The sequence below is a fragment of the Bacillus sp. SRL337 genome (assembly GCF_984799155.1).
This window is the reverse complement of sequence record NZ_OZ481793.1, coordinates 1,365,353-1,391,570: the sequence shown is the minus strand read 5'-3', so window position 1 is coordinate 1,391,570 and position 26,218 is coordinate 1,365,353. Positions and strand designations below refer to the sequence as shown.

The window sequence follows — 26,218 nt, the reverse complement described above, 5'->3', positions numbered from 1 at the left end:
GTGGATTTGATAGGTGGATGTAAGCGGTTTTTATTACCAATTTAATTTTAACGTACTGAGATTAAAAGTCAAACGATAAGAGGCTGGCTCCTCTCATCTTTCATAGCAGCATGCGAAAAATAAACCAGCAGATTTTTCTGCTGGTTTATTGTGGCATTAAGGTGTAAAATCCACATTTTCTGTATAGGTATTCCCTGCATTCCACAATAGATATTCATTGATTCCCTGATCTTTCAAGGCTTTAATTTGAGCTTCCACTTCAGCTTTCCCATATTGCTTATAATTTCCTGATCCCAGCCATGAAGCTGTAAAATCCTGCAGCCATGGGCGCGAAGTTGGCGGATTCTCTAGTTCCGCCAGTTTGTTGTTTTCCAATTTGGCATATTCGGATATCAATTTATATGGCTCCAAATCTGGTTTTGAAATCCCGAAATAAGAAGTCCAGTGACTTGGATAAATCATGGAAGAGATTACATCGACATGTTCAGAAATCTTGGAGAAATTCTGGCCAATTCCTGGCGCTTCCGGTAATGTCGCTGTATACCCAAAGATATCGACCGATACATCTACACCATAAGGCTCGAGCTGTTCTTTTGCATAAGCGACAAAGTCTGTTACAGCATGTACCCTTTTCTGAACATTATCTTCTTCCAAATCAGCGTACTCACCCATACTATACTTTAATTCCTTGTCTCTCTTTTCAAACCCTTCCGGGAAACGGACATAGTCAAATTGGATTTCCTGAAATCCCATTTTCGCCGCTTCAATGGCAATCCCTACATTATAATCCCATACTCCTTTCAGGAATGGATTAACAAAGGATTCTCCCCTGCCATTTTTCCATATTTCATTGCCTTCCATGTATGAAAGTTCAGGTTTGGCTTGAGATAAAACAGAATCTTTAAATACGACGATCCGCGCAATAGGATAAATCTGCTTTTCTTCCATTTTCTTCAAAACTGCCCGAGGGTCTTTAATATAGGATTTTCCTATATCTTTATAGCCCGATGTTTCAGTCTCATAAGTAATATTTCCCCAGTCATCCTTTATATCGATGACCATGGAATTCAAATCAGTCTTCCCAATTAAGTCGATCAGACTCTCAAAGCGGCTGCCACCAGCTGAATGTCCTGTTACATAAACTCCTCTGACAGCATCCGGATATGTAAATTCCAGGCCGGAATCGTAGAAGAAACGGGAAAGCTGCTTAGGAAGGGTTTTCTCTTGTAAATTTAACTCAATGGACGAGTGTTTTTGGACAGCATCAACTTCTTTCTCTTCAGCACTTGCACTGCTAAATGGCAAGAGAAAGAGTACTGATATACCCAACGCTGTCATTGCACTTCTTAAATTCAAAATTAACCTCTCCTCTTAACATTTTTAATGATAGTTTACTATTTTCTAACTTTTATATTATATACCCTATTTTACCAATGAATGAGCAATATATAAAACCTTTTTATTAATGAATGTCGAAATTCCCTGGGAAATCACCTACCAAACGTTTAGCGGATCATGGCCGGGGTATCCACATAAAAAGACCTCAGAACTTAGTCCGAGGTCATTTAAATTAATGCTTATATTGAGCTTTGTATTGGGCAAATTCCTTTTCAGAACAGTATACAAAGTGGCCAGGAGCAACTTCACGCAGTTCCAGCTGATCGTCCTCAGTATAGTTATGGACTGCAGGATCATATGTCTTACGCTTACGTGAGCGCTCATAATCAGGATCCGGAAGGGGAATTGCAGACAGAAGTGACTGCGTATAAGGGTGAAGCGGGTTCTTATACAATGAATCACTTGGTGCAAGCTCTACAAGCTTACCAAAATACATAACTCCGATTCGGTCACTGATATATTTAACCATTGAAAGATCATGGGCGATGAATAGGTATGTTAACCCCTTTTCACGCTGAAGGTCTTTCATTAAGTTCACAACCTGAGCCTGGATCGAAACATCCAGTGCGGAGATTGGCTCATCAGCAATGATGAATTCAGGGTCCACTGCAAGAGCTCGTGCAATACCGATACGCTGGCGCTGACCGCCTGAGAATTCATGCGGATAACGGTTTGCATGCTCCTTGTTCAATCCAACGGTTTCGAGAAGTTCATGAACTTTTTTCAAGCGTGCTTCTGATGAAGTTGCAAGGCCGTGGATATCGATACCCTCAGCAATTAAATCTGCAACCTTCATACGCGGATTCAATGATGCATATGGATCTTGGAAAATCATCTGCATTTTGCGGTTGAACTTTTTCAGTTCTTTCCGTGATTTCTTGCCGTGTACATCTTCACCTTCAAACAAAACCTGGCCATCAGTCGCATCATATAGGCGGATGATGGTACGTCCTGTAGTGGATTTACCACATCCGGACTCACCAACAAGGCCTAACGTTTCACCTTTGTAGATATCAAAGGAAATATCATCAACTGCTTTAACCATGTTTGGTTTTCCTGGGTTAAAGTATTGTTTTAAATTTTTTATCTCAAGTAATTTTTCAGCCATTATGAACGAACCTCCTCAAATAATACCGGCTCATCATAGTTGGAAGGCATTGTGCGCTGTCTTACTTTAACAGCTTCAGGCGGCTCGACATTAGGAGCATCCGGATGCAGCAACCAAGATTTGACGAAGTGTGTATCAGACACTTTATAAGTCGGTGGCTCTTGTTCGAAATCAATCTTCAGAGCATACTCACTTCTAAGTGCGAACGCATCTCCTTTAGGAGGGTTCATCAGATCAGGAGGAGTACCTGGGATTGCTTGTAGCTGCTGGCCAGTTTCAGTATCCAAGGTAGGCATGGATGCCACAAGTCCCCAAGTATAAGGATGTCTTGGATCATAGAAAATTTCATCCACTGTTCCTGATTCTACAATCTGCCCGCCATACATGACAGCAACACGGTCGGCAACATTGGCTACAACACCCAGGTCATGTGTAATGAAAATGATGGATGTGTCAATTTTATTCTGCAGATCCTTCATCAATTCAAGGATTTGAGCCTGAATTGTAACGTCAAGTGCAGTAGTCGGCTCATCGGCGATAAGGATCTTCGGATTACATGCAAGTGCAATCGCAATGACGACACGCTGTCTTTGTCCTCCGGAAAATTGGTGAGGATACTGCTTGAAACGCCCTTCAGGATTAGGCAGCCCAACGAGCTTTAAAAGTTCGATGGTACGCTTCCTCGCATCCGATTTACTCATGTTCTGATGCTTCAACAGCGGCTCCATGATTTGCTTGCCGACTGTCATGGTCGGATTGAGCGAAGTCATAGGATCCTGGAAAATCATTGAAATGTCTTTACCACGAATCTTCTGCATTTCTCTTTCAGGTAACTTTGATAAGTCTTTGCCTTCGAAGCCAATTTCGCCATTTTTGATAAATCCAGCTGGGTGCGGCAATAATCTCATAATCGCTTTAGTGGTTACAGACTTACCGGAACCTGACTCTCCAACTATCGCAAGAGTTTCACCTTTATCAAGATGAAAGTCCACGCCGCGTACAGCTTTTACTTCTCCCCCGTATGTCGTGAAGGAGACTTGTAAATCTTTTACATCTAGTATTCTACTCATTTTCTCTACTCCTTCCACTATTTACGCATCTTAGGATCAAGAGCGTCACGCAATCCGTCAGCAAGCAGGTTAAACGCTAAAATGATTAGAGAGATAACCACAGACGGAATTAACATCATGTGAGGGTAAGACTGGATTGATCTGTACCCTTCGTTAACCAATGAACCCAACGATGCTTGAGGTGCTGCAATTCCCAATCCGATGAAGCTCAGGAATGCTTCCATGAAAATGGCAGAGGGCACTGTAAACATCGTCGTAATGATAACAGGGCCCATAACGTTAGGGAGCAGGTGTTTCCAGATCAAGCGGTTGCTGGTTGCACCCAATGTTTGAGATGCAAGGACGAATTCCTGGTTTTTCAACTGAAGTATCTGCCCCCGCACTATCCGGGCCATACCGGTCCATCCGGTAATAACCATTGCCATCGTAATGGTGAATAAACCAGGCTCAAATACAAGGATAAACAGGATTACGACAATTAAGTTTGGTATTCCAACTAAAACCTCAATGATTCGCTGCATGAAGTCATCGATTCTGCCGCCGTAGTATCCGGAAATACCACCGTAAGCAATACCGATAATCAGATCAATCAATGCTGCAAGAACACCGATATATAAGGAAATTCTTGTCCCTTGCCAAGTTCTAGTCCAAATATCACGCCCTAGGTCATCTGTCCCGAACCAATAATTTTCTTCAACTTGACGAGTTTCATAGGAATCCACACCATTTTGATCTATACCATCGAACCAAGGCATCCAGGAAAGCGCTTCAATTTTAGGAGGCAGCTTTGCATGGCGGATATTTTGCTCTTTAAATGTAAATTCGTTCATACTTGGCCCAATAATCGCCATTAAGATAACAATTATCATAAGTACCAGGCCAACTATTGCTCCTTTGTTCTTGAAAAGGCGAAGCCAGGCATCATGCCAGAAGCTGAGGCTGGGTCTGCCGATAACTTCGGATTCTGACTCACTTGCCCGTTTGGGTTGGAAGAGGTCAGGATTAAGATTTTCTAGGTCTTTTCTTTTGTTCACTTCCATTATTTCTTCCCTCCAGCCAAGCGAATCCGAGGGTCGATTATTCCATAAAGAATGTCCACAAGGAAAATCACACCGATGAACAATGCGCTATAGAATAATGTTACACCCATGATTACTGTATAGTCATTCGTGTTGATAGAGCTGACAAACTGGAAACCAAGACCAGGGACAGCAAAAATCTGTTCGATTACAAGTGTACCTGTCATGATCCCAACAGTCATTGGCCCCAAAATTGTTACAATTGGAATCAGTGTATTTCTGACTGCGTGCTTGAATACTGTTGCGGTTTTAGAAATCCCTTTTGCTTTGGCTAAAAGAATATAATCCGATCCCAACACCTCAAGCATTTCTGTTCTTGCAAAACGGGCGATGGTTGCTACTACCCCTACGGTTAGTGCTAGAGTCGGCAATATCGTGTGCTTAAACTCACCCCAAAGTGCTACAGGTAGCCACTCAAGTTTCACCCCGATGTAATATTGCATCATTCCAGCGAAGACGAATGATGGGATTGAAATACCTAATACCGCTATAAATGTTGAACCGTAATCGATCCAGGAATTATGCCGTAAAGCTGCTATAATCCCCAATGCTAAACCAATGATTGTTCCTAGTACGATTGCTTGGAAACCAAGTTGTGCGGAAGGACCAATACGATCACCGATAATTTGTGTAACCGGACGGTTGTCGTACTGGAATGACAAACCTAAATCACCTTGCGCTAAGTTTGTCATGTAAGTTACGTATTGTACTGGGAGAGGATCATTCAAACCATACTTATCTAGGATGATTTGCTGCTGCTCTGGTGAAAGCTTTTCTTGGTTTGTAAGTGGCGACCCCGGAAGGAGCTTCATCAGAAAGAATGTGGCTGTTGCAATGATGAGTATTGTTACAAACATATAAGCTAGTCTTCTTAAAGTGTATTTGATCACTCTTTAGCCCCCCTTTTTCTATTTTTATTTTTTGGCTACTTTACATATTATATCTTATTTCGACAAATTTTCAATCTATTTTTTAAATTGCAATTACTTTCAAGATTCAGTGGAAAAGGAGAGTGTATGCCCATGCATACACTCTCCTTTTGAAAGTTTGTTTCATTGAGCAATTATATGTTACTCAATGTAAGCCCATTTGTAAGTGAAGTCAGCACCGAAAGCATGCTTAAGGATTCCGTGTACATATGGACGTTCAAGGTAAGATGCACCAGCTTGGTACATTGGGCTGATTGCTGCATCTTCGAACAAGATTTGCTCAGCTTTCAACAATGCTTCCCAACGAGCTTCTGGATCACTAAGCAATGTAGTCTTAGCATCTTCAACCAACTTGTCATACTCAGGGTTAGAGTAGGCCATTTGGTTATGAGCACCGTCAGTAACGAACATATCAACGAATGTCATTGGATCTGGATAGTCTGGACCCCAACCTGCGAATGAGAAGTCATATTCACCTTTAGTTTCTAGGTCTAGCTTTTGCTTAAATGGTTGTTGAGAGATTGTTACAGTAAGACCTTCAAGGTTAGATTCAAGCTGTTCTTTCAGGTACTCACCGACTTTCTTAGAGCTTTCAGAGTCGTAGTTCAATAGTTCAAGAGATACATCTTCGAACCCTACTTCTTCTTTAGCTTTAGCCCATGCTTCTTTAGCTGCTTCAACATCAGTTTCATTGAAGTTTCCGTTTGTCTCACGGTAGTCAGCTCCGTCTGGACCGAATACGAAATTCTTTGGTACTAGGTAGTACGCAGGCATAGAACCATTGTTAAGAAGTACTTGTACCATACCTTCTTTATCCCAAGCCATATCGATTGCTTTACGAGCATTTACGTTAGACAATACTTCATTCTTTTGGTTAAGGCGAAGGAAGTATACAGAAGTCTTTTCACGAGTTTTGAAGTCCTCGGTACCTTTGTATTGGTCAACGAACTCAGCTGATAATCCTACAGTGTCAGCTTTGTCAGTTTCATACAGGTTAACTCCAGTTGCAGTATCTTTAACGATATTCCAGTTGATTTCTTCTAATTTCACTACATCAGCTTCCCAATAGTCAGGGTTTTTCTTAACCTGGAAGCTTTGCTCATGCTTCCACTCGCTAAGAACGAACGGACCATTGTAAACAGATGTGTTTGCTTCAAGACCATATTGATCGCCTTGCTCAGTGATGAATTTTTCATTTTGCGGGTAGAAAGTTGCGAAAGATAGTAATGCTTTGAAGTAAGGAACTTGAGTTTCAAGTTGAACTTCAAACGTTTTTTCGTCGACAGCTTTAACACCAAGTTCGTCAACAGGAAGTTCACCAGCGTTAACTTTTTGAGCGTTTTTGATGTCATACATGATATAAGCATATTCAGCGGCAGTGTCAGGATTCAACGTTCTCTTCCAAGAATACACGAAGTCATTTGCTGTTACAGGATCACCATTGGACCAAACAGCATCTTCACGGATTTTGAAAGTGTAAGTCTTGCCGTCTTCAGATACAGTAGGTTCTTCAGCAGCCACACCTAGAACTGCTTCATCGTTTTCACCTAAACGATAAAGACCTTCATACACCTGGTTCATTACGATGAATGATACCTGGTCAGTCGCTAGAGAAGAGTCCATTGACGGAATCTCTGAACTTTCAATCAGGTTAAGTACTTGCGGTCTTTCTTCTTGCTGTTCTTCACCTTCACCGCCGCCGTTGTTTCCGGAGTTAGTGTTGGAGTTGCCGTTGGCAGAGTTGCCATTGTTTCCGCCGCAAGCAGCAAGGAATGTAGTTAGTGCCAATAATAGCACCAGAAGAAGTGAAAACTTTTTCTTCATCTTGAAATTGACCTCCTCGTATTTCATATTTATTTATCTTCCGATTTGTCAGAAGATTCGTTTTCTATTATACAACATACAGAAATTATTGCAATATGAATTTAACAGTTTTTTTGCAAAATTATCACATCTATCCAAAAACCCTTACACCTCAAGGGTTCACGCTCATTTATCCTATAATTTATTTGTTACAATCTTTACAAAAGTGACGTTGGGAGCATAAAATACCAAAATTTACATAAGCGGTTTTTTATGTTTTTTCAAGAGTTGGTTAATTTTTATTCATTAAAGTGAATGTATATTTCTTGGATCCTTATCTTTCTTTGTTTTCAAAAAGTTCCATTCCCTCTTCTACTATGTATAATTGTCAGAATTCAAAGAAAACAAAAGCCGCAAGACTACTTGTATATATATTTAAAACACCTTGATTATGACTGTTAAGGTTCGATATACTTAAAAAAAAATAATGTTGGTGAAATCGATTGAAAAAAGTTTTTTTTGCAGTACTAATTATATATTTGCTTTCTGCTGCCTTGTCATTGTTTTATGATTATGGATTGTGGCTCGGGATCATCAATATCTCTTTCCTATTAGGAATGGGGCTGCTGGTGATAGGCGGTCTGATGAAAGTGGTTGAATCAGGATTTTTCAATGGAATCCAATATGCTTTCAAGCGTTTTCGGAAAAGCACGAAGGAAGGAAAGTACATTTCTCAATTTGATGATATGGATGAGACAAAGGAAGCCCATGAAGAATATAATAAGGATAACAGTTTTTCGACGACGGTTCCCTTTCTGTTAAGCGGAGGAATTGCTGTAGCTTTTGATTTACTTGTATCTTATCTCTTCTATACTTGATTTGAGCTTCTATATTCTTTTATAATCAATTCGAATACTGATTTTGCGATGACAAAGAGTAGTACATACAAACAGGTTTTTTCAGAGAGTTTGTGGCAGGTGTAAACAAACAGCCGTCTGTATGGAATGGACTTTCGAGCTTCACTTGCGAATAACAGTAGCTTGTGACGGCAGCCCGCCGGTATACGGGCTCCATGCTTTCATGGACCAAGAGGCCTTTCGGGGCAACTTAGGGTGGCACCGCGGAGTAAACCATTCGTCCCTATCACTATTATTAGGGCTGGATGGTTTTTTTATGTTAATACTTAGTCGTTGAAACGATACTAGTTAATTGGAGGAAAAGAAATGCAGACAATATTTAGCGGAATTCAACCAAGCGGTACAATAACTTTGGGAAACTACATCGGGGCATTGAAGCAATTCACTGAACTTCAGGAGGACTATAACTGTTATTTCTGTGTTGTTGATCAACATGCGATTACGGTACCGCAGGACAAGGCGGAATTACGAAAAAACATAAAGAGCCTTGCAGCTCTTTATGTCGCAAGCGGGATTGATCCGGATAAGTCCACACTATTCATTCAATCCGAAGTACCCGCCCACGCGCAAGCTGGATGGATGCTCCAGTGTGTAGCTTACATCGGGGAACTTGAACGGATGACTCAATTTAAGGACAAGTCTCATGGAAAAGAAGCCGTTTCTGCAGGATTGTTGACCTACCCGCCGTTAATGGCCGCTGATATTCTTCTATATAAGACGAACCTTGTCCCGGTTGGTGAAGACCAGAAGCAGCACCTTGAACTGACAAGGGATTTAGCTGAGAGGTTCAATAAGAAATATAATGATATTTTCACCGTACCGGAAGTCCGGATTCCTAAAGTTGGGGCCAGAGTCATGTCCCTTCAGGATCCACTTAAGAAAATGAGTAAATCGGACCCAAACCAGAAAGCTTTTATTACACTCCTGGATACTCCTAAACAAATTGAAAAGAAAATCAAAAGTGCTGTTACTGACTCTGATGGGATTGTAAAATATGATAAGGAAGGTAAACCAGGGGTCTCAAACCTGCTTTCTATCTATTCAATCCTGTCCGGCAAGAGCATCGAAGACCTGGAGAAGGATTATGAAGGAAAAGGCTACGGGGATTTCAAGGGAGATCTCGCAGAGGTAGTGATTGATGCATTGGCCCCTATCCAAGAACGATACAATGAACTGATTGATTCTGAAGAATTGGATGAAATTTTGGATAAAGGCGCTGAGAAAGCGAACTTCACAGCAAATAAAATGCTGATGAAAATGGAAAGGGCTATGGGGCTTGGACGGAAGAGAAGATAATATCGGAAATGGAAAAGCAGCCTTGAGGCTGCTTTTTCATTTAAATTCAGAATCGGGTTGCGATATATTTTTCATGTTGGATTAAGGTCCCGCCTTCGTAGATTCAGAACCATCTTAGACGCCCTTTTGTCTCTGAATTCCTCTTTCTTTTGTCCTCTGGGACTTTTCTAGAAACGTATTCTATCTTTTTGGACTTGAAAGCCTCTTTAGATACCTTTTTCAAGGATCTTCATATACAAAGAAAAGGCAGCGTCAAGGCTGCCTTTTAATTCACTTTCGGACGATTCTCCATCTCCCATAGTTTCTCAAAGAATGGTTGTCCTTTTATTAGATTTTCACAAAATATCAAGTGCTTGTCCGACCAGCCTTCTTTTGTTTCCTCAAAAAGGCTTTGCCATGCTTCTTCAAAGTTCATTGATTGGATTCTTTCATAATTTCCAGGTGTCCATTCCGTACACCAATAACGAATTTCTGCCGTATTCTTGGAGGAGTGCAATTGATCCAGTGCCATGAACATCAACTGTTTTAACTGTCTTTCCCTTCTGGTTAATCCACTCATTATTGAAGGCTTAGGAGACAGGATATGATAGTCTTTTTTTTGTTTTTCCATCTGGAAAGTATAATTGTAAGGTTCTTGATCTTCTGTCATTTCGTACACAAGCTGTTCTTGACGAGGTATGATTCTGCTTTTTCTGATCGGGATGGAATATCCGATTGTGTCCACGGCAAGTATGCCTGTCCCATCCGTAACAATGAAACAGTATTCCAGCTGGATTCGCTCATGGTTTTTTCGCAAATATGCTTTTTGAAAAATGTCATTCAACAGCGACTGAGGAAGATCGGACAAGTCATTCTCTATGTAATGGAAAACTTCTGGTTTAACTTTTATCAGCGGTACCTGATCGAGAAGTTCGATTGTATCCTCTTTTCTCCATTCATGAAAATGACAAACGTTGTAACCGTTTTCTTCCCCTTCGAACCAATTTACCCATACATCATGAAGATATAGCATGATTGACCCCCCGCTTCAACCTATTTGTCAATCAGTATAGGCAAATTGCAACCAGTTTATTCCTGTATAGTCCTTCAGTTATCTAAAATTATCTATTTGGTATTGAAGTGATTCATAGTAGTCAAAAATCGGTGTGCAGGTTATTTTCATTAGACACGGAGGTAGTGGATTATTCCTTCTTCTGAGGTGAATATATGGAGATGGTGATCAAAAAAATGCCAGCCAGGAGAAGATAGCATTCCACCCTTTCCGAAATGAAAAGGAAATAGTCCTGAAACGACATCCCTGTTGCCAGTAAATTAAGGTACATGATCAAGGTCACTCCTCCTGATACAGAGAGGCCGAAACCGATCAATAATATAAATACTCGAAACATCATCCCCTCCGCCTTTGTCGTCCAGATTTTCAATATATTCATTTTCTCACCTTTTCTGCTTGTCCATGTACTAGCACTATATGAAGCCGTAAAGGGATATATGATTATTCTTGTCGTCCCAAAGCTTTTCATAATTTGTTGCTCTTTAAAATTGCTCCTTACCAAAGGACTCACACCTCGACTGGAAATGCTCCACAAAAAAAGAGAGGAATCGTTCCCCCCTCAGTTTCCCCTTGCCTTTTCATCTTCTATGAACCTGTTTGCGTCAAGCTGCATCATTTCCATTGAAGTCAGCCTGTGTTTTTCTCTGTACCTATCCACTATATAATAACCGACGGCATATCCGATCAGGCTGGGATATTTTCCTCTTCCAAGGAGCAGCTGGTCATGCCTGGCATCTTCCCTCTTCAAGTGCAATTCGTTCTTGATATGCTGATTCCAGAGTTTCTGCAAGAGGAATTCGCTGTACTTCTTCGTCCAGACACTGACATATTGATCCCCGCAATATTCTCTTACTGCGTCCTCTGCCAGCCCTTCAAAAATGATGGAATCAAGAAGTGTATATTGCTTTGGACTTTTATCTAGTCTGTTCATTCTTGTGCAATGATGGTATTCATGAACAAATAACGCTTCCCATTCCCTAAAATCTTCTTCGTCTGATAAAAATAAATAGATCTCATCTTTAAAGGAGACTCCAGATTTCTTCAGGCCGCTTGTTAAAAAACCGTTTGCCTCCTGGACTGGAAAAATATATACCGGAACAGAAGGTCCTTTCCAGAGCGTTCGGTATTTTTTATAATAAGCATTCATTTTTTTCCAGGCATCTCGTTTTTTCAAGGAATCAACTTGTTGCTTGGTGTTCCCGGAAGGAGCGTACATGCCAAATGTTTTTAAATATCCGTATAAGTCAGCCGCCTTTTTACTCGTTATCCCCTTTTTCATCAGCATTTTCTCTGGGTTATCTGCATTTTCCTCCAGCCAGCTGCCTGTTTCTATGATTCCCATGAATTCCCCTCCCCATAAAAGACCAAAGCTCTTTTCCTAAACGTCGTTGCTTTTGCAAATGTTGCTGAAAGCTGATTTTCGTTCCAGCTGCGTGACTCCGCGGTGAGGGCTGTAAACGCAAAAGCAGAAGCAACCGTTCAGTTCGATATGGATTGATAGCATGAGATATAAGAATCATGAAGAGCATTAGCCATTCAATGATTACCAATCCCAAGGAGTCTGCCTGAAATCCGCTGGTTGTCGGCTGCTGGGGTTGGAAAAATTTCCCTCATCCTGCAAAAGGTCACACAACTTCTGCTACAAACACCTTTCGACTAGCGATAGTAAGGATTAACGAATATCTGAAGACCTTTGCAAAAACGACCAAAACAAAAAAGACTGTTTCACAAGGATTTTTTATATCCTTATGAAACAGCCGTGATTATTATTTGTATTTTTTAAAGACGATTGTTGCGTTGTGGCCGCCGAAACCAAGTGAATTACTCATAGTGACATTCACTTCCGTTTTTCTCGCACCTTCTGTTATATAGTCCAAATCACATTCCGGATCTGGCGTCTCGAGATTGATAGTAGGCGGAAGTACATTATCTTGAAGGGCAAGGACAGAGAAGATTGCCTCGACACCGCCCGCTGCTCCAAGTAAGTGGCCAGTCATTGATTTAGTTGAACTGACAGCTAATTTATAGGCATGGTCATGGAAGACTTCTTTAATGGCCATTGTTTCATATTTATCATTATATGGTGTACTTGTTCCGTGCGCATTGATGTAGTCCACATCTTCTGCAGAAAGGCTGCCGTCTTCAAGCGCAATCTTCATTGCTCTTGCACCGCCCTCTCCGCCAGGTGCAGGTGCTGTGATATGATGGGCGTCGCCTGTTGATCCATACCCTACAATCTCAGCGTAAATCTTTGCTCCACGTGCAAGTGCATGGTCAAGATCCTCAAGGATGACAATCCCGGCACCTTCGCCCATAACAAATCCATCACGGTCTGCATCGAAAGGGCGCGACGCTTTATTTGGATCCTCATTGGTAGATAATGCTGTATTCGCACAGAATCCAGCCATGGACATTTTTGTAATCGGTGCTTCCGTTCCGCCAGTTACCATGACATCGGCATCCCCTCGCTGGATGACTTTGAAGGCATCGCCGATTGAGTTCGTGCCCGTTGCACAAGCCGTTACTGTACAAGAGTTGATTCCCTTTGCTCCCAGCAGGATGGATACCTGTCCTGCTGCCATATCAGGAATGATCATTGGTACAAAGAAAGGACTTACACGGCGATACCCGCGTTTCTGGAATGTTTCAAACTGATTTTCAAATGTTTCCATACCACCGATTCCAGATCCAATCCATACACCGACACGGTTTGCGATTTCCTCTGTGATCTCGATGTTTGCATCTTTTACAGCCATCATCGAAGCTGCCACTGCGTACTGAGTGAAGCGGTCCATTTTTCTTGCTTCTTTACGTTCTACGTACTGCTCAGGGTCAAACCCCTTTAATTCTGCCGCTACTTTTGCTGGATACTCATCCGCATTCAGCCTTGTCAATGGCCCGATTCCGCTTTTCCCTTCCAGGACATTGGTCCATGTTGTTTCTACATCGTTTCCCAGCGGAGTTACCGCACCTAACCCTGTTACCACTACTCTGCGTTTATTCATTCAGTTCCATCTCCTTTTTATGGTCATAGAAGAGACATCATTATTTAATATAAAGCTTTCTTCATAGACTTTGCTGCTTATAAACTGAAAAGTCGACTACCACATGCAGCTGTTCGATTCCGCTCCCCTCAACCCTGTATTAGGGAACATGGAATCATCATGCAATGCCTTTTAATGGTATTAGTTTCAACCTATACAACTTACCTGCCCCATTTTAGAGCGATGGCACCCCATGTCAATCCGCCGCCAAAGCCAACCATCACGAGGACATCGTCGTCCTTGATTTTACCTGCTTCCAATTCTTCTACCAGCGATATCGGTATTGATGCCGCTGATGTGTTTCCGTATTTATTCACGGTTTTGGACATTTTTTCTTCCGGAAGTTCAAGCCGCTGTCTTGATGCTTCCATGATTCTGATATTCGCCTGATGGGGGATCAAAAAGTCTACGTCCTCTTTTTTCAATCCAGCTTTTTCGATTACGTTGATACTGGATTCACCCATTTGTCTAACAGCAAACTTGAATACTTCCCTGCCGTTCATATAAATAAAAGCATCATCCTGGAATAGATGCTTTCCACCAGAGCCGTCGGCACCAAGTTCGAACGAAAGAATCCCCCTTCCTTCAGAAACCGGCCCCATTACAACTGCTCCTGCTCCGTCACCAAATAGGACTGCAGTGTTCCGGTCATTCCAATCCGTGATTTTTGAAAGCTTTTCCACACCAATCACAAGGATATGTTTATAAGCATTATTTTCAATGAATTGTTTCGCTGTAATCATTCCATACATGAATCCGGCACAGGCAGCGCTTAAATCCATAGCTGCTGCTCGCTTGGCACCCAGTCTCTCCTGCAGCATGGTCGCCACCGAAGGAAATGGTTGATCAGGTGTCACCGTTGCTACCAGAATCATATCAATTTCCTCAGGTGAAATGCCCGCATTTTTAATGGCTGCCTTTGCGGCCTCATAACTTAAGTCAGATGTGTTCATATCGTCACCGGCAATCCGTCTTTCTTCAATCCCTGTCCTCGTCCGGATCCATTCATCAGATGTATCTACCATCTTTTCTAAGTCTGCATTTGTTAAAACCTTCTCAGGTACATATCTCCCAATACCGATAACTCCAGCATTCATTCAGAGTCCCTTCTTTCTGGTTTTTTTGCGCAGCATAATTGCCTCTGGGTAAAAATAGCTGCGTATGTATAAAGTCGGAGGTTATATCTAATATTTATATCAATTATTATGACTTGGTACTAATTTTAACGAAAATCAGAATCTCTTGCAATAGTTTTTAATCCCAAGTTAATTTTTCACCTATCCACGTTCGTCTATACGCTGGCTGAAAGTATACATATTTTAATAAAAGGATGTTTTCGTAGTGATTGCTGCAATTGGAAATCCCCCAATGGCCAGAATTTTCCCCTTGGATACTGGGGCTTTTCAATCTGAATGGATGAGTAACCCTTTTCTTTTGTGCTTTTCGAGATATTGATTAGGGCGATCTATATCAAAATCAAGTTAAGCAGCAGCAAAGGTTACGGAAAGAGGCCTAATATAAATTAGAAAGGAGAGGAACTGCATGGAACGCAAACCGATTCGGCAGCATCCCTTTGATATCATGGTCAGAGGGAGACAAGAGGAACTCCCGTCCGAGGAACGAAATGAGGAACTGCCCAAGAATAACGAGTCAGGGGACGGCGATTTGATGTCCAACATAGAAACATTGATGATTGCGGTCTCAGATTTAAAGCCTCTCTTTAATAAAGTCATGCCTTTTATTACTAAGTGGACGAAATCCTAGAATAAAAAAGGTTGTTTTCGGAAAAATCCCAAGTGCCGGATTTTTCCCCTGTATTCATAGGGTTTTACTCTCGAAAAAGAACGGGCAGCTCTTTTCTTTCCCTCTCACCGCGGTTTTAACGACGATTTACCAGGATATTAGTTGAAATTTATATTGAATAGCAACAAAGTTTACGAAAAGAGCCATAAAAAAAGATTGATCCGCATGAGATCAATCTTTTTTTCAGGTTACTTGTTTTCTTCCAGAGCATCCTTGCGGCCCAATTCGTAGGCTTCGTTCATCACCTGTGTGAATAGGTTCATAAAGGGCTGGATCATTTCCATTGATAAGTCAATACCGGATTGCTCCAGTTCTTGTTTTGCTTCTGGAAGATATTTCATTGCAATTTGCATGAATTCCATATTTTTATCGTGCATCTGTCTATTCCTTCCTCTCTGTCGGTAAGGTACCGGTTTTGATATAGTGCTGAATATCGCTTTGGATAACTTTTCGGAAATCCTCATCTACAGCAGGGCTGAATTTCCCCATTGAAATGACTTTATCTTGGAAGTCGAATGGGATATTTCCGGATTTTAATTCATCATGAGAGAATCTCTCCGCTACCACTTCATACAGTTTGTCCACATGCTGAACTGTACTGGTCAATACCGTTGATTCTCCCATGTCTGATTGATCGGATACATATCCGACCGCGTACAATCCTTTTTCCTTCAGCTTTTCGATCATAGGGACATTATATCCATCTCCCGCAGGGTATACAATATCCACGCCTTGTTTCAACTGCATATGTAACATGACCATTGCCTTCTCGGTATTATCCCAATCATCGGTATAATCGACATGGACCTTTACATCACTGTCCTGGTATCTTGCACCGTCAATATATCCCTTTACCTCCGGCTGCCATGCATAAGAGGCGATGGCCCCTATATTCTTGCTTTCTGTTTGATGGGCAGCAGTCATTCCGCCAAAAAAGCCCATGGCATACCCTTCAAAGTTTAAGCTGGTGGTGTTTGAATGACTGGCATTCCCATTAAAAGAAACGAAATGGATATCCGGATATTTTTCCGCAATTTCGTTAAAGAAAGGGGCATATTCCTGTCCATGGCCAAATATTAAATTGACACCTTTTTCATCATACTCTGCCACGGCTTTTTCAACCGACTGCTTGGTTGATATCCCTTCCTTGTAAAAAACATCCACACCGAATTCGGATTGTATTTTCAGTAATCCTTTATATCCTTTTGTTCCCCATACTTGATCACTTATTGTTTCAGTAACAAGCAGCCCTACATTTCCGAGGCTCCCTTTATCACCCTGCTGGGCACATCCCGAAAGAAGCAACAGCAGAATCAGAACGAGAAGACCTTTTATTTTCATATTAGCAACTCCTTAAGGATGTCAGTCAACTGCACAGCCGGCCGTCGTTACTGACAACTACATCCGCAGTCCGCTGCGAATCCCCTGCAGGCAAATCTATCATGCAAGAGTTTTACTCTTATTATTTTACCTTGGTTTATGAATGAAGAAAAGAAAAATTTAGCAGCAGCCTTTCTCAACAGCCCTTTGGTGCTCCAATACTTCTTGGACGGATGAAGTGGAATCTACGACTACCTTCTCCAAACCATCAGGAAGCACATCTCTTATTCTTGCAGTGCCTTGTTTAAAAGCCCCAGGTTTGCCTAATAGATGAAGGATTTCCATCCAGCTGCCGGAATGGGCAGGTGTCAATTGAACGTACCTGGTTCTGCTGATTTTTATTTGGTTCTGGATGGCCTTGGCTGCATCCTTCACAAAAATAGCCGACCTTGTATCATCTACATAATCCAAGCCGCTGTCTGAATCAGCCAGAATTTGCTGGAACAAAAATGTCTCAGGCTGATGCGGGCCAAAAAGAGTGGGAATATACACGATATAGTGATTATTGAATTGCTCCTTCAAGTATTCTATCAGTTCCGTTAGCTCGCTCTCCTTTATCCGGTTTGGCACGACTGAGGGCAGCAGCAAAAAGGCATCTGCACTAGAGGATTGAACCTTTTCAACAAACTTTTTTATTGATTTCAATTGAGCATCAGCCTTATTGCCGGTGAAATGATCATATAAATTAATATAGGTCCTGGCCTCTGAAAACCCAGGTATCAAATCCTGCCGAATAGGCTGGTAGGTAATATTAGCGTTTCTCCCCACCTCCAGCCATCTTCCTCCTGCTGTATCTTCAGTATCTGCCGCCAGCACTTCAACGCCTTCCTCCAGAAAGGCCAGGCATAGTTCAAATCCCAAAAATCCCAATCCACCGGTTACGATTGCTTTAGTCATTGTTATTCGTTCCCCTCACTTCCTTCTTACAATTCTTCATGCATTGAGAAGTAAGATACAACCTTCAAGGAAACTTTGTATCTCTTCTCTGGAAGGATAATATATATTTCTCCAGGAAGCCCCTTTTCATTTCGTTCTATATATATATCTTTTATGAGAGGGAATTGATTTTTATAACGAGAGGAATTAATCGATTGTATTGTATAGATAGGCGTTTCCGTGTTCTTCAGGTATTCACCGGATATTGCGCGATTAGTTATCATGGCTTCACATTCAGCATCTTTAATGCCATAAGCAAGGGAAATTTCTTTTATAAGTTTTTTATAGAAGAACTTTTGATCCTTTTCTTGTGAAAAATGTTCATAAAGAGAGACACAGGGGGTCAGCAAGACAGCGGACCGAATTTGACTTCCGATTGCAGGCAACAGTTTTTCGATTAACAATCCCCCCATCCCTTCCGCAAGTATATGAACCTGTTCATTTATGATTTCCCTTCTTTTCACATAATGATAAAGGCGCTGGGTCAGGCTTATTGCTTTATCACTCGCCCAATTTGCTCCATATAAATTAGAATAAAAAACGATATATCCTTTGTCCGTCAATTCCGAGATGATCGATCTTCTTGTCTCCTGCTGAACCCAGAAGCTGCTCTGTTCATCAACATAATGATTAACATCCCCCAGAATAAGAACGGCAAACCCGTTGGGACGGAAAGGATAGTGCACAATACAAGGTTCGTTGTCGATTTTAAAAATTCGATGATTCATCTGAAATTTCTCCTTTTAACGTGCTGTGGTTCCCATCAATAATGATCTCCTTCTATTAGTCGTCAGCTAAACATAATTCGTCATGATAGTCTATGAAATTTTTATGCAAATGTATGGGAGACAGCCTATAAAACAAGAAAATACACACCCATCCCCCTTATTGAAGAAAAGGTTTACAATCCTGTCATGAAAATGATTTAATATTTCTTTTAATTATGGTACTATAAAACAGATAATGAATATTTGAGGGAATGAATTCCCTTCCTGGATTTGATAACACTCTGTTATACATAGATGCAAGGAATTGAGGTGAATGGTATGAAATACTTTTGGACTTTCTTGTGGACTTTCCTGCTGGTGGAAATGCTTACTTATGTAGTAACTTCAATGACTGGCGCTCATTTTGACTTCATGACGGGCTTGATCCTGGCTGTGGGTGCTACCATCTTGATCTTTGTGGTGACATTGGTCATTCCAAACGAACCTGTAGAGAAGCATTAACCTAAAAAAGGAGAACCCGTTCCGGCGGATTCTCCTTTTTTGTTTTGCTATTGTTTTTAATAAGGAAGTAAACAGTCGGTTGGGTGGATTTAAGAGAATTCACCGTTTTGTCCTCAGTGTTGATTAGAGTGGAAGGTATTCGACCTTGCAGGACCGGGAGTCTGTGTTTCAACGGCTGCTGCACCGATTAGCAGATTTCACACTCCCTCCTTGCGATAAGTCATCATCGAATCGCTGTGATTTTCGTGACTCCTATATTCTCATGTGAGAGCCCTTCACTCCGTAGGGCACTGAACCGCATTCCCTTTTGGTCAGGCGAAACCCTGCATACGAAGCTGAAGGAGGCTCAGCGTCCGTCCCACAGAGTCGTTCACCTTTTATTCAAAGGCTTTTTCGCAAACTTTGTTGCTGCTCTATATATGAATGTCAAAATTTTGGTGATTCACCGGATAACCCCCTCCCCCTTTCCGAGGGGAAATCCATGGGTACAGGGGGAAAAATCCGGCTCTTGGGATTTACCCAAAAACAACAATTACTGCGAAAACAGCCTATTCAAATAAAATATTAATACGCATTCATCAGCCTGCAAACCCCTATTTTTGAAAAATGATTCGGTCATTTTCTATATCTATAGTGATCTTTTCATCAGGTTTAAAATTTCCAGCGATGATTTCCCGTGCAAGCTTGGTTTCAATATTCTTTTGGATGTATCGTTTCAACGGCCGGGCACCATACACAGGATCATAGGCGCCTTTGGCAATGAATTCTTTGGCTGCTTCACTGATGGTCATATGGATATTTTGCTCCTGCAGCCGGTTTTGTAATTCCCTCACTGCTTTTTCAACAATTCCCTTGATGTTCTCAATACTTAAAGGCTTAAATAAGACGATATCATCAACCCGGTTTAGAAATTCAGGCCTGAACGATGATCTCAGTTGGCCAAGGACAAGAGTTTCTGTTTTTTCATCGATGTCATCAGAGCCTTCTTGTCTTTCTAACAAGAATTGTGAGCCGATATTCGATGTCATGATAATCACCGTATTTTTGAAATCCACAGTCCTTCCTTGTGAATCAGTGATTCTTCCGTCATCCAATACTTGCAGCAAAATGTTGAATACTTCCGGGTGCGCTTTTTCAATCTCATCCAGCAGAATGACAGAATAAGGTTTTCGCCTTACTGCTTCAGTCAGCTGTCCGCCCTCTTCATACCCAACGTAACCCGGAGGAGCACCAATCAGCCTTGAGACCGCATGTTTTTCCATGTACTCGGACATATCGATCCGTATCATCTGTTCCTCGCTGTCAAACAGAGTATGCGCAAGAGTTTTCGCAAGCTCTGTCTTCCCTACACCTGTCGGACCAAGGAAGATGAATGAGCCAATCGGTCTACCCGGGTCCTTTATTCCTGCTCTCGCCCTTAGGATCGCATCGCTGACCAGCTGGACTGCATCATCTTGGCCGATGACCCGCTCATGAAGGATACTCTCAAGCTTAAGTAGTTTCTCCCGCTCTCCCTCAACCAATTTGCTGACAGGGATCCCTGTCCAGCGGGCAACGATGCCCGCTATTTCTTCCTCTGTCACTTCTTCACGGAGCAGACGGTTTTCCTGTTCATTCATCATTTCTTTTTCAAGCTCCTGAAGTTCCCGTTCAGCTGCAGGAATCTTACCGTGGCGGAGTTCAGCTGCCTTGTTGAGGTCATAGTTCCCTTCAGCTTCTTCAAGCTGCCTGCGGAGCTGATCCAACTCTTCCTTCTTCTCCTGGAGAGAGTTGATTTTTTCTTTTTCTTTCTGCCATTTTGCTTTCATGGCATAGCCTTCTTCTTTGAGATTGGCAAGCTCTTCCTGGAGCAATACAAGACGGTTTTTGCTTGCCTCATCTTTCTCTTTCAGCAAAGCCGCCTCTTCGATCTCGAGCTGCATAATCTTTCTGGTTACTTCATCGAGCTCTGAGGGCATGGAATCAATTTCCGTCCTGATCAGTGCACATGCCTCATCCACAAGATCTATGGCTTTATCAGGTAAAAATCTGTCGGTGATATAGCGGTCAGACAGAGAAGCTGCAGCCACTATTGCTTTGTCATGGATATTGACACCATGATGAATCTCAAAGCGCTCTTTCAATCCCCTCAGGATCGAAACGGTATCCTCTACATCAGGCTCTTTGACCATCACTTGCTGAAATCTTCGTTCCAATGCGGGGTCTTTCTCAATATACTTTCTATATTCATTTAACGTGGTGGCCCCTATACAATGAAGTTCCCCTCTTGCAAGCATCGGCTTAAGCAGGTTTCCGGCATCCATCGCTCCTTCTGTTTTCCCGGCCCCTACAATGGTGTGCAGCTCATCAATAAAGAGCAGGATGGTTCCATTGCTGCGTTTGACTTCATTCAAGACAGCTTTTAACCGTTCTTCAAATTCACCCCGGAATTTCGCCCCTGCTACCAAGGCACCCATATCGAGTTCGAAAATTTGTTTATCTTTGAGCCCTTCAGGTACATCTTTGCGGACGATCCGCTGTGCCAGGCCTTCAATAATGGCTGTCTTTCCTACCCCGGGTTCCCCTATCAACACAGGATTATTTTTTGTCTTCCTTGATAAAATCCGAATGACATGCCGGATTTCTCCATCCCGGCCAATGACAGGGTCCATTTTCCCTGATTTCACTTCTTCGATTAGATTTCTGCCATATTTCTTTAGTGCTTCATACTTTACCTCAGGATTTTGGGTATTCACACTCTCTCCTCCTCTAATGTCTTCGATTATGAAAGAAAGTTTATCTTCTGTGATTTGCTGTTTTTCCAAGAAATCGGTTACCTGATGATTTTTCTGGCGAAACAAGGCCAGCGCGAGATGCTCCACTGATAAGTAGTCGTCCCCGAGCCTCACTTTTATCTTGTCTGCGTCCTGGAACAGCTTATTGAAGTCCTGGGATGAATACTGCCCATAGGCAATCCCTTCTCCAGAAACAGAAGGCTGATCAGAAAGTTTTTTATTAATAAAAGTAATGAGTTCATTATTGTCTAAGTTCAGTCTTGTATAAATGGAACTCAACAAACCATCCTCCTGTAATAGCAGGGCCATCCATAAATGAAGGATGGTGATGTCTGTATGCTTGTGTTCCACTGCAAGCTCTCCGGCTCCAGCAATTGCCTCCTGAACCTTATAAGTAAAGCCATCGATTTTCACAGCATTACCTCCGTTTGATTTGACCTTTATTGACCTTTAATTTTCATTATAATTATTTACAGAAAAAAGTAAAGCCATCCGGTTTAGGATGACTTTACGATTTCAAAACTTGGGCATATAGGACCAATAACGATTTTGGTTGGAGGTTTCCGGAAAACGGTCCCCCGCTTTCAATTTGACTTTCTTCGGATTCATGACCCCGCTGCCTGTCTCACCGATTTCGATATATATTCCATTATTCGGCGCTTTTTGCCCTGAGCGAAATTGTCTTGACTGACCCATGTCAGCTCCCCCTCTATGTCAAAATTACATTCTTCCATCAAACTGGAACTGCGATTGAATTAATCGCTTACTTTTACTATGACTTTTAGCAAAGGAAAAGATTCGCGGCTTTTATTGCCATTCTTGAGAGCTGCTTTTTTATTTTCCCTTATCCTATCGTTATGTTGGAACATGATTCTTGTTTTAGCCCATTCCATGTCATTACTCCCTTCTGCAGAAAAGGAGTGACGGCTAACTGGCGTCCCATATATCTTTCTACAATCTGGAACACCTCATATTTTTGATAAAATAGAACCAGGCTATCGGCAACCGCTGCAATTTTATCCTTACCGGCCTTTCAGTTTAGTCTTGCAGGCTGTCCTACTTTGATGTTAAATAGATAAATGTGGAGAAACTATTCTTTGGAGGAAATTAAATGACTGAAACTACATTTGAGCTGCTGAAATATTTGTTTCTTGGATTATTTCAGGGCTTTACAGAACCTATCCCCATCTCGTCCAGCGGACATTTGCAGCTCGCACAGCACTACCTGGATATCAATCTGCCCGGTTTAACTTTCGAGCTTCTTGTCAACACAGCCTCATTGTTTGCTGTACTGATCATTTACCGCGGGTATATCATGCGACTTGTCATGAATGGACTTGGTTATTTCAAAGAAAAAAGTCCTGAAAATAAACGTGATTTTCATTTTATTATTTACTTGATCATCGGAACCATCCCTGCAGGTGTGATTGGCGTATTGTTTGGTGATTTCATTTCTGATAACCTATCATCCATCAAGACGGTTGCGATTACCCTCATCATCACCGGGATTGCTTTATGGCTGATCAGAAATCTGCGCGGCCGCAAACATGATGGAGACTTGACTATGAAAGATGCTGTCATTGTCGGTCTTGCACAAGCTGTTGCCTTGATTCCAGGAATCAGCCGTTCCGGTGCAACCATTGTGGCAGCCATGGCAAGAGGAATGAATCAGGAAACGGCATTGCGTTATTCTTTCCTGCTATATATACCTGTCAGCCTTGGAGGGATGATCCTCGGGCTATCCGACTTGCTGAATGACCCCGACCTAAGCACCATGATGATGCCATATACAGTGGCCTTTCTTGGCTCATTAGTCGCTTCCTATTTCTCATTGAAGTGGTTCATGAATGTAATGGCCAAAGGGAACTTAAAGATCTTTGCGATTTACTGTGTGGTTGTTGGTATCGCAGTATTGATCTTTTAGGAGAACGGATTTTATTCCGTTCTTTTTTTGTTGATTTTAGTTTGCTGGATTGTTCAGTGAAGCTTTTCAAGGCTCATTTCTTGGCTCGCTATCCGTATCCGTTACATCCTCAATCCCCTGCACGGGAATGATTCTCAACCTATGCGTTTTTTCATAACTTACTTTCCTTCTCTCCCCATCCCAAATGAAGAAAACCGCCCGGGATGATCCCGGACGGCTGTTTCAAACCTTATCTGATGCCCAATGCAATTTTCGCATATCTGGACATTTTGTCTTTGCTCCATGGCGGATTCCAGACAATATCCACTTCAGTATCTTTGACTTCAGGCAACTCGGATAGAGCGGCTTTGACCTGATCGACAATCGTTCCGGCAAGAGGGCACCCCATGGATGTCAATGTCATGGTAACCGTTGCTTTTCCTTCATCATCTAAATCAACATCATAAACCAGCCCAAGATTGACGATATCTATGCCTAATTCAGGGTCGACCACTTGTTCGAGCGCACCCATCATGCTGTCTTTCATATCTTGATCCATCTTCAGTATTCACTCCTTATCTAACCCTTTTTATATTTTTATCTTAACAAAGAATGATATGTATAGAAAGTGATACGATTGTTGTGAAAAACGGGCTACAAGTTTTCTGAAACCCACTCCACACTTCTCAGTACACCTTCGCGGGTTACTTTATGACCTCCAAGATCATCCGTCATGAACTGTAAATCACGAAGTTTTGGTTCACCCTTTTCTGTGATTGACTTGTAAAAGTCATAAGCTGGCTGAAATGGGACGACTGTATCCTGCTTTCCATGCCAGAAGAACAAAGCTTTTCCTTCCAATACCTCAGGCTGCATACTTAAATCATATTTTTCAAGCATTTCCATGAGGGAATTCAGTTTTTCTTCTGAATACGGCAGATTATACCCCCTCTTTTTCAGCATACTGATTTGCGCGTTGGCAAGGCGGACATAGGATGGGCACCCCATCAGACTGACTGCTGTCTTGACCCATGGAAACTTCGTCAAGGCTCCTAATGTAATGATTCCGCCCATTGAAGTGCCTGCAACACCGAGACGTCCTTCATCAATCAGGGCATTCTGGACATAATGGTCCTTTAGCATCCCCACTTCTTCAATGGTTGTAAGAACTATCTCCCAAAATTTAGTGCTGAGACGGGTTTCATCGAGCCCTTCCCCTCTTTCCCCATGCAGCAGTGTATCAGGCATCAATACCCTGTACCCTTTCTCTGCCAGGTAATAGGCATAATGCAGATTATGTTCTTTGGCACTTGTAAAACCGTGGATGAAAAAAACTGCTGGCAACGTGTCATTTGATAACTCATCCAAGCTGAGATCCAAGACCGGTATACTGCCGACTTGATCTTTTTTAATTGTAATCATTGAAATACTCCTTTATAAATTCTCTATTGTTTAAATATACTGTAAAATTTACATTAATTAGTTTACCACGGTGGACTTCTGTTTTACGAAACATATACACTATAGATGTAGTTAAAAATGATTGGAGATTGATTTTATGAGTATGGATAAGCATTTAATCGTTTTGGATTTAGATGGAACATTACTGACTGATGAAAAGAAAATTTCCGAAAAAACAAGACAGACCTTACATAAAGCAAAAGAACACGGCCATGAAGTCATGATTGCAACAGGGAGGCCCTTCAGAGCAAGCGAAATGTATTACAAAGAATTGGTGCTGAATACACCAATTGTCAATTTCAACGGGGCATTTGTGCACCATCCCCTTGATAAGGACTGGGGAATTTTCCATGAACCTATGGATGTCGATGTAGCGAAAGATATCGTCCAGGCATGCCACGACTTTGATTTCAATTTCAGGAATATCATTGCCGAAGTAATGGATGATGTCTATTTTCATTACCATGATGAACGTTTGATTGATGTGTTCAATTTCGGTGAGCCAAATGTCACCACCGGCGACTTGAGGAGCTACCTGAAAGACTCCCCCACAAGCATGCTGATCCATGCAGATGAAGAGCATGTTACGGGCATAAGGGAACACCTCAGCAATGTACATGCCGAAGTGATAGATCACCGCCGCTGGGCAGCACCTTGGCACGTCATTGAAATTGTCAAAAGCGGTCTGAACAAAGCTGTCGGCATCGAAAAAGTGGCACGGCACTTGCAAATCCCTCAAAACCGGATCATTGCATTCGGAGATGAGGACAATGATCTTGAAATGCTTAAATTTGCAGGGGTCGGTGTGGCAATGGGAAATGCCATTGAACCACTGAAAAGCGTCGCCGATGATATTACTCTAAGCAATGAGGAAGATGGGATTGCAGCATTCTTAAGCGGACACCTTCGTCTGGGCTGAACTTTCCAACAGACTTTAACAATGCTGGCAAAAATTCTGCACACTAATAAGCTGCCTTTCCGTCCATACTAATAGTGAGCACATGAATGCTGGTGCTTAAACTGACAAAGGGGTGCTG

Annotated in this window: 25 protein-coding genes and 1 other annotated feature; of the genes, 6 read left to right on the top strand and 19 right to left on the bottom strand. The window is 41.9% G+C overall.

From position 1 onward, the window contains the following. Positions 1–156 precede the first annotated feature (156 nt). The 6 genes from AC4E8A_RS06785 to AC4E8A_RS06760 all read right to left on the bottom strand — a co-directional run bounded on the left by AC4E8A_RS06785 (position 157) and on the right by AC4E8A_RS06760 (position 7,408). Positions 157–1,338, bottom strand: a complete 1,182-nt coding sequence (locus tag AC4E8A_RS06785; RefSeq protein ID WP_490198793.1) for a putative glycoside hydrolase — start codon at positions 1,336–1,338, stop codon at positions 157–159. 232 nt (positions 1,339–1,570) lie between these two features. Beyond that, positions 1,571–2,506, bottom strand: a complete 936-nt coding sequence (locus tag AC4E8A_RS06780) for an ABC transporter ATP-binding protein (RefSeq protein ID WP_490197558.1) — start codon at positions 2,504–2,506, stop codon at positions 1,571–1,573. Continuing rightward, positions 2,506–3,576 carry an ABC transporter ATP-binding protein gene (locus AC4E8A_RS06775; RefSeq protein WP_490197557.1) on the bottom strand — a complete coding sequence of 357 codons (1,071 nt, stop codon included), beginning with the start codon at positions 3,574–3,576 and terminating at the stop codon, positions 2,506–2,508. The genes AC4E8A_RS06780 and AC4E8A_RS06775 overlap by 1 nt, the downstream gene beginning before the upstream one ends. Before the next feature lie 17 nt (positions 3,577–3,593). Further along, entirely contained in the window at positions 3,594–4,616 is a 1,023-nt protein-coding gene (gene opp3C, locus AC4E8A_RS06770; protein WP_490197556.1) for an oligopeptide ABC transporter permease, read from the bottom strand. Further along, positions 4,616–5,545, bottom strand: a complete 930-nt coding sequence (opp3b, locus tag AC4E8A_RS06765) for an oligopeptide ABC transporter permease (protein WP_490197555.1) — start codon at positions 5,543–5,545, stop codon at positions 4,616–4,618. Before opp3b ends, opp3C begins: the two co-directional genes overlap by 1 nt. A gap of 180 nt (positions 5,546–5,725) precedes the next feature. Next, entirely contained in the window at positions 5,726–7,408 is a 1,683-nt protein-coding gene (locus AC4E8A_RS06760; protein WP_490197554.1) for a peptide ABC transporter substrate-binding protein, read from the bottom strand. A 482-nt stretch (positions 7,409–7,890) separates the two neighbouring features. On the opposite strand from AC4E8A_RS06760, the gene AC4E8A_RS06755 reads away from it, so the two are divergent. Continuing rightward, a complete protein-coding gene (locus tag AC4E8A_RS06755; RefSeq protein ID WP_490197553.1) occupies positions 7,891–8,265 on the top strand; it encodes a DUF3899 domain-containing protein in 375 nt (124 codons plus the stop codon). A gap of 39 nt (positions 8,266–8,304) precedes the next feature. After that, positions 8,305–8,532: a binding site (T-box leader), on the top strand. A 78-nt stretch (positions 8,533–8,610) separates the two neighbouring features. Then, a complete protein-coding gene (trpS, locus tag AC4E8A_RS06750) occupies positions 8,611–9,600 on the top strand; it encodes a tryptophan--tRNA ligase (protein WP_490197552.1) in 990 nt (329 codons plus the stop codon). A 265-nt stretch (positions 9,601–9,865) separates the two neighbouring features. Here trpS and AC4E8A_RS06745 read toward each other — a convergent pair whose 3' ends face one another. The 5 genes from AC4E8A_RS06745 to AC4E8A_RS06725 all read right to left on the bottom strand — a co-directional run bounded on the left by AC4E8A_RS06745 (position 9,866) and on the right by AC4E8A_RS06725 (position 14,792). Next, complete coding sequence (locus tag AC4E8A_RS06745; RefSeq protein WP_490197550.1) at positions 9,866–10,612, bottom strand: YjbA family protein; 747 nt, start codon at positions 10,610–10,612, stop codon at positions 9,866–9,868. A gap of 169 nt (positions 10,613–10,781) precedes the next feature. Further along, a complete protein-coding gene (locus tag AC4E8A_RS06740) occupies positions 10,782–11,030 on the bottom strand; it encodes a YuzI family membrane protein (protein WP_490197548.1) in 249 nt (82 codons plus the stop codon). A gap of 180 nt (positions 11,031–11,210) precedes the next feature. Continuing rightward, entirely contained in the window at positions 11,211–11,993 is a 783-nt protein-coding gene (locus AC4E8A_RS06735; RefSeq protein ID WP_490197547.1) for a DUF2268 domain-containing putative Zn-dependent protease, read from the bottom strand. Positions 11,994–12,417: 424 nt separating this feature from the next. Further along, positions 12,418–13,656: a beta-ketoacyl-ACP synthase II gene (gene fabF / locus AC4E8A_RS06730; protein ID WP_490197545.1), complete on the bottom strand. Its 1,239-nt coding sequence runs from the start codon at positions 13,654–13,656 to the stop codon at positions 12,418–12,420. Between the two features lie 200 nt (positions 13,657–13,856). Continuing rightward, on the bottom strand, positions 13,857–14,792 hold the full coding sequence (locus tag AC4E8A_RS06725) for a beta-ketoacyl-ACP synthase III (RefSeq protein WP_490197544.1): 936 nt from the start codon (positions 14,790–14,792) through the stop codon (positions 13,857–13,859). A 445-nt stretch (positions 14,793–15,237) separates the two neighbouring features. On the opposite strand from AC4E8A_RS06725, the gene AC4E8A_RS06720 reads away from it, so the two are divergent. Next, entirely contained in the window at positions 15,238–15,459 is a 222-nt protein-coding gene (locus AC4E8A_RS06720; RefSeq protein ID WP_490197543.1) for a hypothetical protein, read from the top strand. A gap of 227 nt (positions 15,460–15,686) precedes the next feature. Here the strand turns inward: AC4E8A_RS06720 and AC4E8A_RS06715 are convergent, their stop codons facing one another. The 4 genes from AC4E8A_RS06715 to AC4E8A_RS06700 form a co-directional block, all read right to left on the bottom strand. Continuing rightward, the gene (locus AC4E8A_RS06715) at positions 15,687–15,875 is read right to left on the bottom strand and encodes a ComZ family protein (protein ID WP_490197542.1); all 189 of its coding nucleotides are present in this window, start codon (positions 15,873–15,875) and stop codon (positions 15,687–15,689) included. 4 nt (positions 15,876–15,879) lie between these two features. Continuing rightward, entirely contained in the window at positions 15,880–16,839 is a 960-nt protein-coding gene (locus AC4E8A_RS06710; RefSeq protein WP_490197541.1) for a BMP family ABC transporter substrate-binding protein, read from the bottom strand. 159 nt (positions 16,840–16,998) lie between these two features. Further along, on the bottom strand, positions 16,999–17,775 hold the full coding sequence (locus AC4E8A_RS06705) for an NAD-dependent epimerase/dehydratase family protein (RefSeq protein ID WP_490197539.1): 777 nt from the start codon (positions 17,773–17,775) through the stop codon (positions 16,999–17,001). 26 nt (positions 17,776–17,801) lie between these two features. Continuing rightward, entirely contained in the window at positions 17,802–18,542 is a 741-nt protein-coding gene (locus AC4E8A_RS06700; protein WP_490197538.1) for a hydrolase, read from the bottom strand. A gap of 318 nt (positions 18,543–18,860) precedes the next feature. On the opposite strand from AC4E8A_RS06700, the gene AC4E8A_RS06695 reads away from it, so the two are divergent. Next, complete coding sequence (locus AC4E8A_RS06695; RefSeq protein ID WP_490197537.1) at positions 18,861–19,043, top strand: YjzD family protein; 183 nt, start codon at positions 18,861–18,863, stop codon at positions 19,041–19,043. A 593-nt stretch (positions 19,044–19,636) separates the two neighbouring features. On the opposite strand, the gene clpB is transcribed toward AC4E8A_RS06695, so the two are convergent. Both clpB and AC4E8A_RS06685 read right to left on the bottom strand, forming a co-directional pair. Continuing rightward, positions 19,637–22,231 (bottom strand): ATP-dependent chaperone ClpB, encoded by a 2,595-nt coding sequence (clpB, locus tag AC4E8A_RS06690; protein ID WP_490197536.1) that lies wholly within the window; start codon positions 22,229–22,231, stop codon positions 19,637–19,639. A 102-nt stretch (positions 22,232–22,333) separates the two neighbouring features. Then, positions 22,334–22,513 (bottom strand): YjzC family protein, encoded by a 180-nt coding sequence (locus tag AC4E8A_RS06685; protein WP_490197534.1) that lies wholly within the window; start codon positions 22,511–22,513, stop codon positions 22,334–22,336. Positions 22,514–22,928: 415 nt separating this feature from the next. Here AC4E8A_RS06685 and AC4E8A_RS06680 point away from each other — a divergent pair, with 415 nt between their 5' ends. Next, positions 22,929–23,741 (top strand): undecaprenyl-diphosphate phosphatase, encoded by an 813-nt coding sequence (locus tag AC4E8A_RS06680; RefSeq protein ID WP_490197533.1) that lies wholly within the window; start codon positions 22,929–22,931, stop codon positions 23,739–23,741. A gap of 229 nt (positions 23,742–23,970) precedes the next feature. On the opposite strand, the gene AC4E8A_RS06675 is transcribed toward AC4E8A_RS06680, so the two are convergent. Both AC4E8A_RS06675 and AC4E8A_RS06670 read right to left on the bottom strand, forming a co-directional pair. Continuing rightward, complete coding sequence (locus AC4E8A_RS06675; RefSeq protein ID WP_490197532.1) at positions 23,971–24,279, bottom strand: metal-sulfur cluster assembly factor; 309 nt, start codon at positions 24,277–24,279, stop codon at positions 23,971–23,973. 95 nt (positions 24,280–24,374) lie between these two features. Next, positions 24,375–25,142: an alpha/beta fold hydrolase gene (locus AC4E8A_RS06670; protein WP_490197531.1), complete on the bottom strand. Its 768-nt coding sequence runs from the start codon at positions 25,140–25,142 to the stop codon at positions 24,375–24,377. A gap of 142 nt (positions 25,143–25,284) precedes the next feature. On the opposite strand from AC4E8A_RS06670, the gene AC4E8A_RS06665 reads away from it, so the two are divergent. Continuing rightward, positions 25,285–26,100: a Cof-type HAD-IIB family hydrolase gene (locus AC4E8A_RS06665; protein WP_490198792.1), complete on the top strand. Its 816-nt coding sequence runs from the start codon at positions 25,285–25,287 to the stop codon at positions 26,098–26,100. Positions 26,101–26,218 lie beyond the last annotated feature (118 nt).

Bases quoted from the DNA above. Each gene is read 5' to 3' on its own strand.
- fabF (WP_490197545.1), bottom strand. From the start codon at position 13,656: ATGAATAAACGCAGAGTAGTGGTAACAGGGTTAGGTGCGGTAACTCCG.
- AC4E8A_RS06675 (WP_490197532.1), bottom strand. From the start codon at position 24,279: ATGGATCAAGATATGAAAGACAGCATGATGGGTGCGCTCGAACAAGTG.
- AC4E8A_RS06735 (WP_490197547.1), bottom strand. From the start codon at position 11,993: ATGGGAATCATAGAAACAGGCAGCTGGCTGGAGGAAAATGCAGATAAC.
- AC4E8A_RS06760 (WP_490197554.1), bottom strand. From the start codon at position 7,408: ATGAAGAAAAAGTTTTCACTTCTTCTGGTGCTATTATTGGCACTAACT.
- AC4E8A_RS06680 (WP_490197533.1), top strand. From the start codon at position 22,929: ATGACTGAAACTACATTTGAGCTGCTGAAATATTTGTTTCTTGGATTA.
- AC4E8A_RS06725 (WP_490197544.1), bottom strand. From the start codon at position 14,792: ATGAATGCTGGAGTTATCGGTATTGGGAGATATGTACCTGAGAAGGTT.
- AC4E8A_RS06705 (WP_490197539.1), bottom strand. From the start codon at position 17,775: ATGACTAAAGCAATCGTAACCGGTGGATTGGGATTTTTGGGATTTGAA.
- AC4E8A_RS06785 (WP_490198793.1), bottom strand. From the start codon at position 1,338: ATGACAGCGTTGGGTATATCAGTACTCTTTCTCTTGCCATTTAGCAGT.
- AC4E8A_RS06665 (WP_490198792.1), top strand. From the start codon at position 25,285: ATGGATAAGCATTTAATCGTTTTGGATTTAGATGGAACATTACTGACT.
- AC4E8A_RS06700 (WP_490197538.1), bottom strand. From the start codon at position 18,542: ATGAATCATCGAATTTTTAAAATCGACAACGAACCTTGTATTGTGCAC.
- AC4E8A_RS06685 (WP_490197534.1), bottom strand. From the start codon at position 22,513: ATGGGTCAGTCAAGACAATTTCGCTCAGGGCAAAAAGCGCCGAATAAT.
- trpS (WP_490197552.1), top strand. From the start codon at position 8,611: ATGCAGACAATATTTAGCGGAATTCAACCAAGCGGTACAATAACTTTG.
- AC4E8A_RS06745 (WP_490197550.1), bottom strand. From the start codon at position 10,612: ATGCTATATCTTCATGATGTATGGGTAAATTGGTTCGAAGGGGAAGAA.
- AC4E8A_RS06775 (WP_490197557.1), bottom strand. From the start codon at position 3,576: ATGAGTAGAATACTAGATGTAAAAGATTTACAAGTCTCCTTCACGACA.
- AC4E8A_RS06710 (WP_490197541.1), bottom strand. From the start codon at position 16,839: ATGAAAATAAAAGGTCTTCTCGTTCTGATTCTGCTGTTGCTTCTTTCG.
- AC4E8A_RS06740 (WP_490197548.1), bottom strand. From the start codon at position 11,030: ATGAATATATTGAAAATCTGGACGACAAAGGCGGAGGGGATGATGTTT.
- AC4E8A_RS06715 (WP_490197542.1), bottom strand. From the start codon at position 15,875: ATGCACGATAAAAATATGGAATTCATGCAAATTGCAATGAAATATCTT.
- opp3C (WP_490197556.1), bottom strand. From the start codon at position 4,616: ATGGAAGTGAACAAAAGAAAAGACCTAGAAAATCTTAATCCTGACCTC.
- AC4E8A_RS06780 (WP_490197558.1), bottom strand. From the start codon at position 2,506: ATGGCTGAAAAATTACTTGAGATAAAAAATTTAAAACAATACTTTAAC.
- AC4E8A_RS06695 (WP_490197537.1), top strand. From the start codon at position 18,861: ATGAAATACTTTTGGACTTTCTTGTGGACTTTCCTGCTGGTGGAAATG.
- AC4E8A_RS06720 (WP_490197543.1), top strand. From the start codon at position 15,238: ATGGAACGCAAACCGATTCGGCAGCATCCCTTTGATATCATGGTCAGA.
- AC4E8A_RS06670 (WP_490197531.1), bottom strand. From the start codon at position 25,142: ATGATTACAATTAAAAAAGATCAAGTCGGCAGTATACCGGTCTTGGAT.